At 45.7% G+C, this 15,425-nt stretch carries 13 protein-coding genes; 6 read left to right on the top strand and 7 right to left on the bottom strand.

Annotation, left to right across the window (positions count from 1 at the left end; translation table 11 throughout):
* Positions 1–77 precede the first annotated feature (77 nt).
* The 4 genes from BUB94_RS05210 to BUB94_RS05195 all read right to left on the bottom strand — a co-directional run bounded on the left by BUB94_RS05210 (position 78) and on the right by BUB94_RS05195 (position 4,614).
* The gene (locus BUB94_RS05210; protein ID WP_073234810.1) at positions 78–1,151 is read right to left on the bottom strand and encodes a Fic family protein; all 1,074 of its coding nucleotides are present in this window, start codon (positions 1,149–1,151) and stop codon (positions 78–80) included.
* 96 nt (positions 1,152–1,247) lie between these two features.
* On the bottom strand, positions 1,248–2,138 hold the full coding sequence (locus tag BUB94_RS05205; protein ID WP_139260137.1) for a fibrobacter succinogenes major paralogous domain-containing protein: 891 nt from the start codon (positions 2,136–2,138) through the stop codon (positions 1,248–1,250).
* Positions 2,139–2,177: 39 nt separating this feature from the next.
* Complete coding sequence (locus BUB94_RS05200; RefSeq protein ID WP_073234807.1) at positions 2,178–3,380, bottom strand: ATP-binding protein; 1,203 nt, start codon at positions 3,378–3,380, stop codon at positions 2,178–2,180.
* 121 nt (positions 3,381–3,501) lie between these two features.
* Positions 3,502–4,614 (bottom strand): fibrobacter succinogenes major paralogous domain-containing protein, encoded by a 1,113-nt coding sequence (locus BUB94_RS05195; RefSeq protein WP_073234804.1) that lies wholly within the window; start codon positions 4,612–4,614, stop codon positions 3,502–3,504.
* Between the two features lie 214 nt (positions 4,615–4,828).
* Between BUB94_RS05195 and BUB94_RS05190 the strand changes: the two genes are divergently transcribed.
* Positions 4,829–6,487, top strand: a complete 1,659-nt coding sequence (locus tag BUB94_RS05190) for a bifunctional indole-3-glycerol phosphate synthase/phosphoribosylanthranilate isomerase (RefSeq protein WP_073234801.1) — start codon at positions 4,829–4,831, stop codon at positions 6,485–6,487.
* 104 nt (positions 6,488–6,591) lie between these two features.
* On the opposite strand, the gene BUB94_RS05185 is transcribed toward BUB94_RS05190, so the two are convergent.
* The gene (locus BUB94_RS05185) at positions 6,592–6,909 is read right to left on the bottom strand and encodes a type II toxin-antitoxin system RelB/DinJ family antitoxin (RefSeq protein WP_073234995.1); all 318 of its coding nucleotides are present in this window, start codon (positions 6,907–6,909) and stop codon (positions 6,592–6,594) included.
* A gap of 232 nt (positions 6,910–7,141) precedes the next feature.
* Between BUB94_RS05185 and BUB94_RS05180 the strand changes: the two genes are divergently transcribed.
* Together BUB94_RS05180 and BUB94_RS05175 are read left to right on the top strand one after the other, a co-directional pair.
* Entirely contained in the window at positions 7,142–7,549 is a 408-nt protein-coding gene (locus BUB94_RS05180) for a hypothetical protein (protein WP_139260136.1), read from the top strand.
* Positions 7,546–8,124 (top strand): hypothetical protein, encoded by a 579-nt coding sequence (locus tag BUB94_RS05175; protein WP_073234795.1) that lies wholly within the window; start codon positions 7,546–7,548, stop codon positions 8,122–8,124. The genes BUB94_RS05180 and BUB94_RS05175 overlap by 4 nt, the downstream gene beginning before the upstream one ends.
* 87 nt (positions 8,125–8,211) lie before the next feature.
* Here the strand turns inward: BUB94_RS05175 and BUB94_RS05170 are convergent, their stop codons facing one another.
* Both BUB94_RS05170 and BUB94_RS05165 read right to left on the bottom strand, forming a co-directional pair.
* On the bottom strand, positions 8,212–9,474 hold the full coding sequence (locus BUB94_RS05170) for an ATP-binding protein (RefSeq protein WP_073234793.1): 1,263 nt from the start codon (positions 9,472–9,474) through the stop codon (positions 8,212–8,214).
* 91 nt (positions 9,475–9,565) lie between these two features.
* Positions 9,566–9,997, bottom strand: a complete 432-nt coding sequence (locus tag BUB94_RS05165) for a DUF1810 domain-containing protein (RefSeq protein WP_073234790.1) — start codon at positions 9,995–9,997, stop codon at positions 9,566–9,568.
* Between the two features lie 64 nt (positions 9,998–10,061).
* On the opposite strand from BUB94_RS05165, the gene BUB94_RS05160 reads away from it, so the two are divergent.
* The 3 genes from BUB94_RS05160 (at position 10,062) to BUB94_RS05150 (ending at position 15,295) form a co-directional block, all read left to right on the top strand.
* The gene (locus BUB94_RS05160) at positions 10,062–10,658 is read left to right on the top strand and encodes a hypothetical protein (protein WP_139260135.1); all 597 of its coding nucleotides are present in this window, start codon (positions 10,062–10,064) and stop codon (positions 10,656–10,658) included.
* A 323-nt stretch (positions 10,659–10,981) separates the two neighbouring features.
* On the top strand, positions 10,982–13,936 hold the full coding sequence (locus BUB94_RS05155) for a DNA methyltransferase (RefSeq protein ID WP_073234784.1): 2,955 nt from the start codon (positions 10,982–10,984) through the stop codon (positions 13,934–13,936).
* A gap of 117 nt (positions 13,937–14,053) precedes the next feature.
* Complete coding sequence (locus BUB94_RS05150) at positions 14,054–15,295, top strand: ATP-binding protein (protein WP_073234782.1); 1,242 nt, start codon at positions 14,054–14,056, stop codon at positions 15,293–15,295.
* The last annotated feature ends 130 nt before the right edge of the window (positions 15,296–15,425 follow it).

The raw sequence follows: 15,425 nt of genomic DNA, 5'->3' as shown, positions 1-15,425 counted from the left end.
AAGGAGCAGGATCTAGAAACAGAAAGGACCTGAGAAAACTCAGGTCCTTTTTTCGCATTTCTAATATTGCAAAGTCTCTAAACTGACGGCACGATAAACACATGCCATTTGCCAACATCATTCCCGCGTTCAATATAATGGCAATCAAGAAGGTGCTGAACCAGCTTGTTAACCGCTGAAATTCGAATACCAATTTTTCGCTGGATATCGGCTAGCGTCAAAACCGGTTCACTTTGCATAAGGTTCAAAATACGGCCATAATTCGGGGTGCGAAATTCAACGCACTCGCCATCATACCACCAGATATTTTCACCACACTTTGTAAGAAAGCGAACATCGCCATCAATTTCTTGCGCCACCATATTCTTAAAATACTTGAGAAATGGAGCGATAGTTCGCAACGAGGCATTCGCGCCTAATGTCGGCGCAGCTCCTACAGCCAAATCGGCTGCATGCAAAGCTTCCAGGTATTCGTCTTTCTTTCGACTGCGAACAACTACCATGGGAATATCATGTTTCGCCAAAATGTAATTGACAAGCAGTCTAGCGATTCGACCATTTCCATCTTCGAATGGGTGGATTCTAATATACCGATAATGGAACAGCGCGGCCAATTCCACAGGGGACAACTTCCCCTCTTTTTCTGCAGCATTATACCAATCCACCAAATCCGTCATCAGTGCAGGAGTTTCTTCTGGTGACGCATAGTCGAACCGATCTCCATAACGCGTAATGACACTATTTGGGCGAGTCTTGTATTGCCCTGCGTGAACCACATACCCGACTTGCATTCCACCAGGCAGTTCCCGATGAACGGAATAATCCTCCCGCAGTAGAGTATGATGCAGGCCTCGTATAAAATTCTGTGTAAGTGGAGTTTCCTTGATTTTAGCTTCAGCCACCATCATCTTGAGAGAAACTTCGCTGGCCACCATCTCCTGAACGCTCCGCACATTCGCTTCACCAATAACCTTCCCGAACAGCAAAAGGATTTCCGTCTGTCCATAAGTAAGGGTGTTCCCCTCGATATGGTTGCTGTTATAGTTGAAGTCAACGGAAAAACGACGAGCAAGACGGGCCCTATTTTCATCTGAAATAGGCTGGAGTTTTCTCCACGCATCAAGGGCTTTTTCTAATGTTAGGTATCTCATACCACCTGAAAATAGCAAAAATTTCGTAAAAAAGGTAGTTAAACAACCACCTTTTCACAAACTTTTCGTTCTAAATGATCTATTTTAGGTAAAAGTTTAGTTGGAGCCTTGGAGACAACGCACTGAGTAACCGAAGTACTTTTCGTAGTCGTACATGCGGGCATCCTCGTAGTCGTAGTTCAAGAGCATGCCGTAGGCGTCGCTGCCACTGTACCCGTACTGAGAGGCAGACCAGAAGCCGACGTTGCCGCCGGCACCGCCGAAACTGCCACTGCTGAGTCTGCGGCCTGCAGGGAGCGCGGAGAAGCCGTAGGTATCCGTTCCGTTGCCATTGTCGGACCAGCCACTGCCCGACTTAAGAGCCTTACCAGCAGCGCTGGAACCACCAACAGCCTTGAACAAGGTCTCCCATTCATCATAACTCGGCAGGTGCCAGCCTTCGGGGCACACACCTTGAACAACTGTCGGCAGCGTACATTCTTCGCCGTAGCCGCAAGTCTGAGGATCGTCAGAATCATTTGCCAAGGCAACAGAGTCAATGGCTGCAGCCCAGGTGTAAAGGCGACCGGTTACATCGCAGTTTTCAGCCTTATTGTCATAGCACCAGGAATTGCCCTTCAGGCTCGGCGTCTTTATAGAATCTGCGTAATTCAGGTTCTCGGCCATCCACACCTGATCGCCAATCTTAACTATCTTGTAGGTTTTATTGTCGCGAGTATCAGTCATGGTGCCGTAGGTGATTTCCGGGTTCAGAAATTCATCCTTCGTCATATCAAAAAGACCGCGACTACTACTGGACATCGGGTCGTCCTTCTTGCTGCTGGAGGAACCGGGCTTGACACTGGAAGATGAAGCGTCCTCCGAAATAACAGACGATGAAGATTCCTTGTCCGCATCTTCGTTATTTGCAGAAGAAACGCTATCGTCACAGGCCACCATACCCAAAGCCATGGCCACAACGCTTATTCCATAAAACAGCTTTCTCATCGAAACTTCTCCTTGAATCACCTACAAGATAAAAAACATTCAAAATTTTTCCACGGGAACAACCTTAATAACATACCCGTTCTTTTCAATGAGCCGTTCATCATTCCATGTTACAATGGTAAGGTTATCGCACTTCAGTTCGCCGGCGCATTCCACAAGGCTACCCACCTCTCGCTTTTCTGTTTTTTCGTTCGACATCTCGTAACAAACTTGAATTAGCTGCTTTACCTTGTCACCTTCACGAACTACAAAATCCGTTTCCTTGTCATTGCGGGAATGGTAGTAGAACAAGGATTTTTCGGTATCGTACCCACGGCGAAGCAATTCAATAAAGACTTGATTTTCCAGAAGTTTTCCCAGATTTTCGCTAAGACTAAACGCCCTCGACGAAACAAAGCCATTGTCAACCACATAGACCTTGCGCGGAGCCTTTTTCATCAGTTTCAATTTGTTGTTGTATCTATCCAGATAATAGAACAGGAATGGCTCATGCAAATAGTCCATGAACTTTTTTGTCGTGGCAACGCTGGATAGGCCAAGGTCGTCCGCCACATCGTTGTAGCTAAACGTTCCCGTAAAATTTGCAAGAAGGAAAGTAGCCACATTATTCAAGTCCGTAACATTTCGGATCTTGTGCCTGCGAACCACATCCTTGTACACAATGGAATCGAACAGTGTCTGCAGGTATGTTTGCGTTATGGCCCGTTGCGACACCGTTTCTGGATAGCCCCCGTTTTTAAGATAATCGTCCTTGGTCAATTCCCGATTAAACGAGCTTGTCTCAAACAAACTAAAAGATAGCATCTTGATTTCAAGATATCGGCCCGTAAGCACGGTTGCCATTTCTCCCGAAAGCATGTTGGCGTTACTACCTGTTATAACCAGGTTGTACCCACGACGAAAAAGCTTGCCGACCCAAACATCCCAGCCACTTACATTCTGGACTTCGTCAAGCAAAATGTACTGAAAATTCGGGTACACCTCGTTCAGCAGCATTTCCGCCTGTTCCTCGTTCCAGCCTTTTAGCAATTCATTGTCATCGAAATTCAGGTAAGCAAAATTCTTCCCGCGCAGCATCAAAATAGCCTGGGTGGATTTTCCCACGCGACGAGGCCCCGTTAACAACTTTATGTTCGGGCTCTGGAGCAAGGCATCAAAATCATACACTGTTTGACGCGTAAGGTAAGGCTCCGCCAAAAGGCGATCCCGTTCTTTTCGCTGATTGAGCACGGCACTTTTCATGCCTTAAAAATAACATTTTTAGTCAACAAAGCAACCATATTGAATAAAAAAGGTTAATTTTTATTCAATACAGTAAGTAAATTGAATAAAATGAATTAGATAACCTATTTTAGGTAAAAGTTTAGTTAGAGTTCTGGAGACAACGAACTGAGTAACCGTCGTCCTTAAAGTAGTTGACCAGGTAGGCATACTCGTCGCGGTAGTACAAGAGCATGTAGCAGGCGCCGTCGCTAGTGTCCTCGCTAGCAGACCAGAAGAAGGCGTAGTCGCCGGCATAGTAGAAACCGCCATTGCCGTCTCTGTAGCCTGCAGGGAGCGCGGAGAAGCCGTAGGTATCCGTTCCGTTGCCATTGTCGGACCAGCCACTGCCCGACTTAAGAGCCTTACCAGCAGCGCTGGAACCACCAACAGCCTCGAACAAAGTTAGCCATTCGTCGTATGTCGGCAAATGCCAGCCCTCGGGGCACACGCCTTGAACAACTGTCGGCAGCGTACAGGTCTTACCATAACCGCAAATCTGAGGATTGTCTGCATCGTTTGCCAAGGCAACAGAGTCAATGGCCACGGCCCAGGTGTAAAGGCGACCCGCCACGTCGCAGTTGGCTTTTATGCCGCCGTAACAATAGCTCTTGGCAGTTCCCTTGTTGTAATCGTAGTTCAGGTTCTCGGCCATCCACACCTGGTCACCGATTTTTACAGTCTTGTAGGTCTTATTGTCGCGGGAGTCCGTCATTTCGCCATACGAGATCTTCGGATTCAAGAATTCATCCTTCGACATTTCAAAAAGGCCACGACTGCTGCTGGAGGATTTATTGAAACTGCTGGAACTGACCAGTTCTTCAGAAGAACTACTCGCAATGACGCTGGAACTAGATTCTACGCTGCTGCTGGATTCCGGGTCGGAGCCCGGAATGACACTGGAGGAACTAGACCCTTCGACTTCGCTCAGGGTGACACTTGAAGAAGAACTGGATTCAATCGATGACGACGAATTTACAGAGCTAGAAGACTTTTCGCTACTAGAGCTAACTACACTGCTACTGGACATCGGGTCGTCCTTCTTGCTACTGGAAGAGCCTGGGTTGACACTGGAAGATGAAGCGTCCTCCGAAATAACAGACGATGAAGATTCCTTGTCCGCATCTTCGTTATTTGCAGAAGAAACGCTATCGTCACAGGCCACCATACCCAAAGCCATGGCCACAACGCTTATTCCATAAAACAACTTTCTCATCGAAACTTCTCCTTGAATCACCTACAAGATAAAAATTCAAAAAAAAAGGATTGATTCTACAGATGCAACGCAAGCCGATTTCCAAACGCAATTTTTCATTTATCTTTTTTTCTAAATTTTGCGGGTAAAATTTCAAGCCCCGCGCCCAGTACTTCGAACCACAAGCCTCGAACCTGGAACCTCGCGCCTCGAGCCTCGAACCTGGAACCTATAAATGAGCGAAGATATTTTAAAGAAGATTGTAGACAAGAGACGTGCAGACATTGAACGCCTTGATCTCACCTTTGGTTTTGACATTCCCGAAAAGCGCACCGTTGGTCGTTGCGAATTCCTGGGCCGTCCTGGTCCCATTCTGGAAGTCAAGCGAGCTTCGCCCTCCAAGGGGGACATTGCCCCGGATCTGGTTCCTGCTGATTTGGCATGCACTTATGCCGCTGCTGGCGCACAGGCAATTTCCGTTTTGACGGAAACCAACTTCTTCAAAGGTACTTTGGCCGACTTGATTACCGTGGCCAAGGCCGTTGACAATGGCGACACAACTGACGAAAAGTTGGGCACCAAGAAGTGCGCCGTTCTTCGCAAGGACTTCTTGCTGTTCGAAGACGAAATCGATATCGCCTACCGCTGCGGTGCCGACGCGGTTCTTTTGATCGCCCGCATCCTGGATGACGAACAGCTTTTGAAGATGGCTCGCCGTGCCCAAAGTTTCGAGATGCAGGCCTTCGTGGAAGTCCGTGAACCGGATGATCTGAGAAAGTTGAACTTAGTTTTAGAAACGTTGGACAGGGAGGCAGCAGGAGATGCTGCGAAAAGTGCCGCACGCACCATCGTCGCAGGCGTAAACAGCCGAGACTTGGCAACCTTCCACATCGACCCCATGGTTCCCGCGGCTATCCGCAACAAGTTGCCGGCAAAGGCTGTTTTTGAAAGTGGCGTACACACTCCTGCCGACGCAGCATTCGCCCGCAGCCTGGGCTTCAAGGGAATTCTCGTAGGTGAAGCCGTGGCAAAGAACCCGCCCCTGGCCGCAAAGCTGGTTGAAGCATTCGCTGCAGCCGAAGATAACCGCCGCGGTGACTTCTGGAAGACTTTCGCAGAACGTAGAGATGCCAAGCGCTCCGCTTACGCCGCTGCTATGGTTGACGCAGGTGTGGAAAGCGCCGACGCAGAACGCGCCGCCCACAAGATCCCCATGGTCAAGATTTGCGGCATCACTCGCGAAGAAGACGGTTTCGCCGCTGCCGAAATGGGCGCCGATTTGCTGGGATTTGTTTTCAGCAACACCAAGCGCCTCACCAACGAAAAGTTCGTCCGCGACTTCACCCAGCTGCTCCGTAGCGAATACGAAGCGGAAGGAAAGCTTTGTCCCCTGTTTATTGGCGTCATTACCGAGACCACCACAGAAGAAGGCAAGACCGCCATTAAGCTTGCGGCCGAAGGCGTTCTGGACGCAGTGCAGTTCCACGGATTTGCAGCACCCGCATTTGACGCAATCCCCGTAGACGCTGCGGAAACAAGCGCCGCCCAGTCTCCGTCCCTCCCCTGCTACAACGCCCTTCGCATCGGTTCCGCAGAAGACTTCGAGAACTTCGCCGCCATCCGCAAGCACGGCGAGCCCCGCGTTCTTCTGGACGCCAAGGTAGAAGGCATCCCCGGCGGATCCGGCCAGCGCATTCCTGAAGAACTGCTCCGCGAAAAAGCAGGCGAAACACCCTTCTGGCTCGCCGGCGGAATCACTCCCGAGAACATCGGCGACATTTGCGCAAAGTTCTCCCCGGAACTTATCGATGTTTCCAGCGGCGTAGAAGACGCACCAGGCATCAAGAACGCAGAAAAGATGATGCAGCTGTTCGAAGCAATCAACAGCTTGTAAGAATTCTCAATAAGCATTCAAAAAATTCAAACTCCAGAGATCACAACTCCGGAGTTTTCTCATTTTTCTAACGCATGTTAATCCGCACTGCCGTATTTTGAAAACTAACCGTTTCTTTTCCGTCTCCGTTCTTCGTGCATAAGCTTGATTTCGGCTTCGATTTCTTCCTCACTCATGCCAATAGTCCCATTTTTCTGAGCATTCGCATTCAGGACCTGGAACGCAGCAAGAAGTCCAGTCGGATCCTCAATTTCATTTGATGGTGTGACCTTGACATCAAAGGGCAATCCTTTTTCAACAAGGGCACGCTTGAAAAATACACGAATTGCAGTAGGGATGTCCATGCCGAGACTTTCGAACAATTCTGCGGCCTGGTTTTTCAAATCTTCATCCATTCGAATTTGTAATAACGACGTCGCCATATTTAACCTCATTATAGAATATATGATAATAGCATACATTTGTCAATGTATTGTAATCATAAAACACTTATTTTTATCGCAGTATAAAAAAGGCGCAAAAAAAAACGCACCTATTCTTAAACCATATTGAAAATTTCTAGTTATATAAGTGTTGCTTCACCGCTTAATTAAAAACATCAACATGCCAAAATTCATAGCATCATTTTTTTTGCTATTCCTCTGTTTTAGCCTGATGGGTTGTCTGCCTCCATCACACCTAATCCGCATTAACGAATCCCTGCCGAAAAATGCAACCATAGAAAAAGAATCCGTCGTTGTTTATGCACAAAGGGACTGCCCTGGGGATTGTCCTCTAAGCGACAAGGATGTGGAATGGCATAGCGCAACGATTTATAAAAATGTAAGGCAAATCCAATTTACACGATACGGGCGAATGACATGCGATCCCGATGAACTTTGGGAAGGATATCGCGGTTACAACTATTATGTAATTTGGTACAGAGAAGGAATTGCCTACCGCGGAATACAGGCATATTGCGATGCAGAAAAAAAAGAGTTCGTTGTAAAGAACATTATTGACAAAACAACGCATGTAACTTTTCTGAAATCACGAGAAGAATGGGTGGTTGAAGTAAAATGAAAGCCTTACTCTTATTAGCACTATTTCTTCTTGCTTCTTGTGGAGGGATCTTCAACTCAGATTCATCGTCCTATGTAGATAGGCTACCCTCAAAAATTGAGATTGAGCCATTTTTTGTTGTTGTCGGTGATTTTCCTGAAGGAGTGTCCCCAAAGGATTTCCAGATTGTCGCTTACAAAAATACTCCTGTCAAAAGCGTCGTTCCTTACAAATATTATATTGATTATAGATATGCATTAAAAACGGGAGGATTCGACTTTAAGAATCCAATACCCTCTTACGAAGTTCTTATAGACGAATTCGACCCGGCAACCGAAATTGTGTGGTACAATAAAGGCGTTCCTTACCAAACCTTGAATATCGAATATACGATAAAGAAAGGGGATATCGTTTCCTTTAAAGCCTTTTGGAATGGAAAGCAAGAATTGTGCTTAAACAATTATATCGTAATCAGGGATTCACGAATTCATATTCACATGCCAGACAACCGCCTGCCAGAGAATGAATGGTTTACGATATTTAAAGACAATCCCAAATGCCGAGAAACAGAAAAATACAAATACTTAGATTTATAAAAACAGCATTTTCTCTACTGAAAACTTTTTCCAAAATAAGTAAAAGTTTTCAGTAGGAATTTTTATTCAATAAAAGGACATTCCATTCTAGGAATGCTCTTTTTTGTATTGCAGCCACACGTTGTAAGCCGCTTGTGCTTCCGCCAAAGTCAAAGCCTTAGGCATAACTTCCAATGAATCCATCGTCAAGAAATCCTTGAGCATGATATGCCTTACGGTGCTTGAGGAATAATCTACATCATCGTTTGTGATAATGATTTTCTGAAAATCACCTTCTACACCAATGAACGCATTAAACTCCCTAGCGTAAGCCTTTTCTTCGGCGACGCTGTAGGCAACTTGTATCAAGTATCTTTTGTTACCCTTTTGGGCAAGGAAATCAATTTCTTTTCCCTTGTTGTTGTACACAAACAATTCGTAGCCCATATAGATTAGTTCATTGTAGACAATGTTCTCCAGGTTGTGCGTAATGTCGTAGCGACCCGCGGAGGCATGGATAGAATTGAGGGCAACATCTTCATTGTAGATTTTCTCGTAGAAAGAAAGTTCCCGTTTGACCTTGGTGGAGTATTGCGGCAATCCGCAAATGACGTAAGCCTCCTTTAAGTAGGCAATGTATTTCATGATTGTGTTGACAGAGCACTTATCATGTTCCTGTTTCACGTAATCACGAATTGCCTTGGCCGAGAAAATGCGGCTATTGGAACGCAGTATGAAAGTAACAAGGCTTTCAAAGAGTGAGCGTTTTCTGATGCCGTAGCGGTTTACCAGGTCATTAACGACAATAGTTTCCTTAAGGTCATTAAGATATAAGTCTTGAGCCTCTTGATTCTTCATATAGAATCGATTCGGGAAACCACCCCAAATCAAGTAATCGGAAATTGAAATCTTTTTCCTTTTCTCCTTGGCAATCTTTAAAATTTCCTTGTAAACAAAGGGACGAACCCTGAAGGAAACATAGCGACCGCTTAGTTCCTTGGTAAATTCACTTGAAAGCAGTTTTGAATTTGAACCTGTAATAAATACAGAACATTGATTTAGGCGCAAGGTTTTGCATGCAAGTTGCCATCCATCGATGGTTTGCACTTCATCAAGAAAGACATAGCAAAGCCCCCGCTTCTTCTTTTTCAAAACATAATTGATTAAGTCATCGCCGTTCTTTATATTCGAAACATTGACGGCATTTTCAAAGTTAAGGTAAATTAGATTAGATGACTTAGTGGAAATCTCTTCCATGACCTGCATAAGAATCACGGACTTTCCGCAGCGGCGAATCCCAGTAATAATCTTGATTAAGTCGGATTTATAAAAATCACGAATCGGAACAATATACTTTTCTCTTGAAATCACCCTAAACCTCTACTGAAAACTTTTTCTAAAATATACAAAAGTTTTCAGTAGAAAAAATCAAATAAAACCAAAATCGGTTCAAAATCAATGATTATATAGAATCGCCTTTTAAACCAAGCAGATCCAAAGTTCTGGAGTCCTTTTCTCCCGAAAAGAATTTCTCAAGGACCTTGCCGAAGACTTCGATTTCGGGCGCCACTTCCATGAACAGAGTCATGCTCGATCTCAGTTTCAGATCGTCGGGATACCCCATGACTTCTGTTGCATTGTTATTTTCCAACGCCAGCAATGCCTCTGAAATTTCAACAAGGCGCATTCTTAAAACATCATCTGCAATGTAAGCCCTGGCCTCGTCCTTCGTCAATCCGTAGTATTTTGCCGTTGGGCTATATCCAAGTTCCTTCAGCTGAGGAAAGATATACCAAATCCAATGGCTTTCTTTGCTACCTGCCTTAATTTCATTCAGCGCGACTGGATAATCGGATTCCTGGGCGTCTTTAAACCTTTGCAAATCGAAACTCATATTGATAAATATACTCTATTTTTCAATGACTCTTGTAGGGCGAAGGGATTATATTTACAACCGTATGAAGAATAGAATTACTAAAGATCCTTTTGTCATCGCCTATGCCATGGTGATTGCGGTCTGTAGCGTAATTTGTCTTGTTGCGACTTTGAAAATTCATTCCTTGCCAGAACTTGGGTATGTAATCAACGACGACTTTTTGAAGTTGCTGGTCCAGTACGAAAATTACGAAATCATCCAGGATTCATCCGCAGTACTTGCAGTCACTTTTGGAATCGCTATTTGCATTTACATCGCCCTCAAATACAAGTTCCCAAGATTCGAAGAGAATCACAAAAAATGGAATCTGGCTTGCTCTCTCATTGTGTTTCCTGTTATAGGCTTTTTTGCATCTATCGCCCCTAACCTGGATTTTCCCACAAGGTTAAAGGCAGAACCTAGACTCCATAAAGAATTTGTCGTCGATAAGTATAAGTCCCATGGATCAAAAAGTGGAACCTCCTACCACTTGCTATTTAACAGCGGTTCCTCATTTATGGTGGGTTCAAAAAAATTTAACGCAGCATTTAACGGACAAGAATTCTATACGGTTTACCAGGGAAATACTTTAATCCAAATTTTTTCGCCTGATAGGTATCGATTAGCTGAAGACTACTAAGTTTTGGTTCAATGACGAGGAACCCGAAACCAGCATCCAATTCAAGATTTCAAAAAGCGCGATGTTTCACCTAAAAAGACAGTCTCAATAAATAACAAATTTTGACATTTAAAAGTATTTTCGGGAGAAACAATTCATTTAAAGGCGTGTTCTCTTATACCATATAAGGATTCTTTTTGAGCCTGGGGAAAACTAACATACAAAAACGATCAAAAAACGATTGACATATTTCGACAGACAAAGAATATATATTATGTCCCTGGTCCGACGAAGACGAGAACCGCACCGAACTGTAGGGAACAACTTGTTATTATATTTTCCGTATGGCTTCAGTAAAGATTGATAAGACAACGCACAAGGCGAACATCAAGCATTTTGTTGAACAGTGGTCCGACCCGACCAAGTACGACGAAAAACAGTATTCCCAGAGTTTTTGGAATGCGCTGTTGCGCGACGTCCTTTGCGTGGAACGCCCCGAAGAAGTCATTAGCTACGAGAGCCGCGTCAAGCTGAGCCATACCAGCTACATCGATGCCTATATTCCCTCCACGAAGATTTTGATTGAGCAGAAGTCTGCCAAACGCGATTTGCGGGAAAAGATTCCCCAGAGTGACGGCACCGAGCTGACGCCTTTCCAGCAGGCGAAGCGTTACGCAACGCAACTCCCCCGCAGCCTTTATCCCCGTTACGTAGTGACATGCAACTTCAAGAGTTTCCTGATTTACGATATGGAAACGCCCGACGGAGAACCCCAGGAAATTCTCCTGAAGGACTTGGAAAAGGAATGGAGCCGCCTGCAGTTCCTGGTGCAGGAAGAATCCAATGTGCTGCAAAAGGAACTGGAAGTTTCCATCAAGGCGGGTGAACTTGTCGGAAAAATTTATGACGCGTTCAAGGCGGAGTTTGCGAAGGTCCGCGGCGACGGCTCAACGCCTGGAGCCCTGACGGTCGAGGATTTGCACAGCCTAAATGTACTTTGCGTGCGACTGGTATTTTGCCTTTACGCCGAAGACGCGGGCATTTTCAACAAGGACCAGTTCTACCATTTTATGAAAAGCTTCCGCCCCGAAAATATGCGCGGCGGTTTGAAAGACCTTTTCAGGATTCTGGATACAAAGCTTTGCGATCGAGACCCGTTCCTTGAAGAAAAGTACAAGGCATTCCCCTACGTGAACGGCAACCTTTTTGCAGAACAGCCAGGCGAAGTTATCCCGACCATTACCGAAGCCACCGCCAACATCCTCCTGGATCAGGCGAGCCTGGGCTTTGACTGGTCCGAGATCAGCCCCACGATTTTCGGTGCCGTTTTCGAGAGCACTTTGAACCCGGATACCCGACGCAAGGGCGGCATGCACTACACCAGCATCGAGAACATCCACAAGGTGATCGACCCGCTTTTCCTGGATGCTCGCAAGGCGGAACTCTCCGAAATCAAGAACGTAAAAAACACCAAGGAACGCAACACAAAGCTGCTGGAATTCCGCAAAAGCTTGGGCGAAGAAACTTTCTTTGACCCCGCCTGTGGCAGCGGCAACTTCTTGACCGAAACCTACATCAGCCTGCGAAATCTCGAAAACGAGGCCCTGGCCGTTCAGCACAATGGCGAGGCTGTCCTCGACGTGATGGGCGACGATATCTTCGTGAACATCCACCAGTTCTATGGCATCGAAATCAACGACTTTGCGGCCACCGTTGCAAAGACCGCCCTGTGGATCGCCGAATGCCAGATGATGCAGAAGACTGCAGAAATCCTTCACCGCAATCTGGATTTCTTGCCGTTAAAAAGCTACGGGAACATCACCGTCGGAAATGCGTTGCAAATTGACTGGTCTAAATTAGACGAGAGACGAAAGACGAGAGACGAGAGAGGCCCCGCTTTCGATTACATCATCGGGAATCCGCCGTTTGTGGGCGCAAGGTTGATGGGCGCAGAACAAAAACAGGACATGGTTGATGTTTTCGGAAGCAAGTGGAAAAACATTGGCAACATGGACTATGTTTGCGGTTGGTATAAAAAGTGCGCCGATTTAATAACAGGCACAAAAACCAAGTGCGCCTTAGTTTCTACAAATTCCGTTTCACAGGGAGAACAGGTCGCAAACCTTTGGGAACCTTTATTCAATCAGGGAATCCAAATCGATTTTGCATACAGAACCTTCCGATGGGATAGCGAGTCCAACAGCAAGGCCCACGTCCACTGCGTGATTATAGGATTTTCTTGTTGCGACGAGTCGTCCACCTTACGTCATTGCGAGGAGTTAATGCCCCCACGTCATTGCGAGGAGCCAACGGCGACGAAGCAATCTAAAGATGTTTCAAAAACAATTTTCAACAGCGATGGCTCTGCAGAAATTGCAAGGAACATTAACGCCTATCTTTTGGACGGTGACAACATCTTTGTGGGCAGCCGAAGCAAGCCTTTGTGTAAGGTACCGGAAATCGGCATTGGAAACAAGCCTATTGACGATGGCAACTACCTCTTTGAAAAAGAGGAAATGGAAGAATTTATAAAGAAGGAACGGGACTCTGAAAAATATTTCAAGCCTTGGTATGGCTCCCAGGAATTCATCAACAGAAAACCACGTTATTGTTTATGGCTTGGAGATTGCTCCCCGGCAGAATTGCGTAAAATGCCAAAGTGCCTGGAGCGTGTTGAAAATGTGCGAAAATACAGGTTGGCAAGTACAAGCGAAGGAACAAGAAAAATCGCCGATAAGCCGACTCGTTTTCATGTTGAAAACATGCCGAAGAGCAATTATATAATTATCCCAAAGGTATCTTCTGAACGACGTAAATACGTTCCAATGGGGTATCTAACACCAGACAGCTTGTGCAGTGACTTAGTGTTTTTAATCCCCTCCGCCACCCTTTTCCATTTTGGAGTTCTCACCAGTTCCGTACACATGGCGTGGATGCGAGCCGTCTGCGGTCGTTTAGAAATGCGATACCGCTATTCCAAGGATGTTGTATACAACAATTTCCCATGGCCTAATCTAGACGAGAGAACGGCCTCCGGCCTACAGACGAAAGACGAGAGAGAACGCATAGAGAAAACAGCCCAGGCGATTCTTGATGCCCGCGCCCTCTATCCGGACTGTTCCCTGGCAGACCTCTACGACGAAACCACCATGCCTATCGAGCTCCGCAAGGCCCACCAGGCCAACGACGCCGCAGTCATGGCCGCCTACGGTTTCAACAAGAACATGACCGAATCCGAAATCGTCGCCCAGCTCCTGGAAATGTACCAGCAGCTAGTTTCTGGCAAAACAGAAAATTAACCTATTGAAAATTTTCGCATAAATCCGCAATTTTTCGCAATAGTTTTAACACATGCGCTTGTTTTTACTTATATTTAATGAGTAAAAACGTAAAAATTCGCAATTTTTCGCAATAGAATGATTATTGAGCGTAATTCATATATAGAAAGGCTACTCAGGCATAAGGAAAACAGCCTCATCAAGGTCATTACCGGCAGCAGACGCTCCGGCAAGTCTTTTCTGCTATTCAAGCTCTTTGTTCAAAGACTCAAGGAGCAAGGCGTTGACGACGCGCACATTATAAAAATCGCCCTGGACGATCGCACAAACAAGGAACTGCGAAATCCCGACACCATGCTCGATTTCGTCAAGAGCAAAATTGCAGATTCCAAGACCTACTACATTCTGCTGGACGAAATCCAATACCTGGATGAATTCGAAGATGTCTTAAACAGTTTTCTGCATATTGACAATGTTGATGTCTATGTCACGGGGAGCAATTCACACCTGCTTTCAAACGATGTCATTACCACATTCCGTGGTCGCGGTGACGAAATTCACATATTCCCATTGAGCTTCAGCGAATTTTCAACGGCATACAAAGGCAGTTCCCTGGAGGCCTGGGACAGTTACGTTCTTTTCGGCGGCATGCCCTTGACCTTATCTTTTGAATCGTCCGAAGAAAAAGCGAATTACCTCAAGTCACTATTCGACAAAATCTATGTAGCCGATATTCTTGAACGATACAAGGTTCGTAACGGGAGCGAACTGGATGAAATCCTGAATATCCTTTCGTCGTCTGTGGGATCCTTGACCAATCCAATCAAACTTTCAAAAACATTCAAGAGTCTCAAAAACAAGACCATCTCAGACAACACCATTCGCAAATACATATCTTACTTCGAAGACGCCTTTCTCATCAGTAAGGCAATTCGTTACGACATCAAGGGCAAGCGTTACATCAACACCCCGTCCAAGTACTACTTCGAGGATGTGGGGCTCCGAAACGCCCGCCTTGGTTTTAGGCAGGTGGAAGAAACCCACGTGATGGAAAACATCATCTACAACGAACTGAGATTTCGCGGTTACATGGTTGACGTAGGTATTGTAGAAATCAACACCCAGAACAACGGAAAAAACAGCAGAGGCCAGCTGGAAGTAGATTTTGTCGCAACCCGGGGCGGCGAAAAATTGTACATACAGTCCGCATTGAATATTGACGATGCCGAAAAAAAGTTTCAGGAAAAGAGACCTCTCCTGAATACCCGCGACAGTTTCAAGAAGATCATCGTTGTGAAAGGGCAAATGACGCCCCGTTACGATGACGACGGCATCATGACCATGGGGATTATCAATTTCCTGTTAAACGATTCCTTTTGAGTTTGAAGACCCTTGATTTTGAACCCGTGGAAATCATCACCAAATGCATGACCGAATTCGAAATCGTCGCCGAGCTCCTGAAAATGTACCAGTAGCTAGTTTCAGGCTAAATCAAAAATTATTATATTAG

The organism is Fibrobacter sp. UWH9, assembly GCF_900129715.1.
Lineage (GTDB): Bacteria > Fibrobacterota > Fibrobacteria > Fibrobacterales > Fibrobacteraceae > Fibrobacter.
Note: the sequence above shows the minus strand (reverse complement) of the source record. Positions and strands in the feature narration are given on the sequence as shown.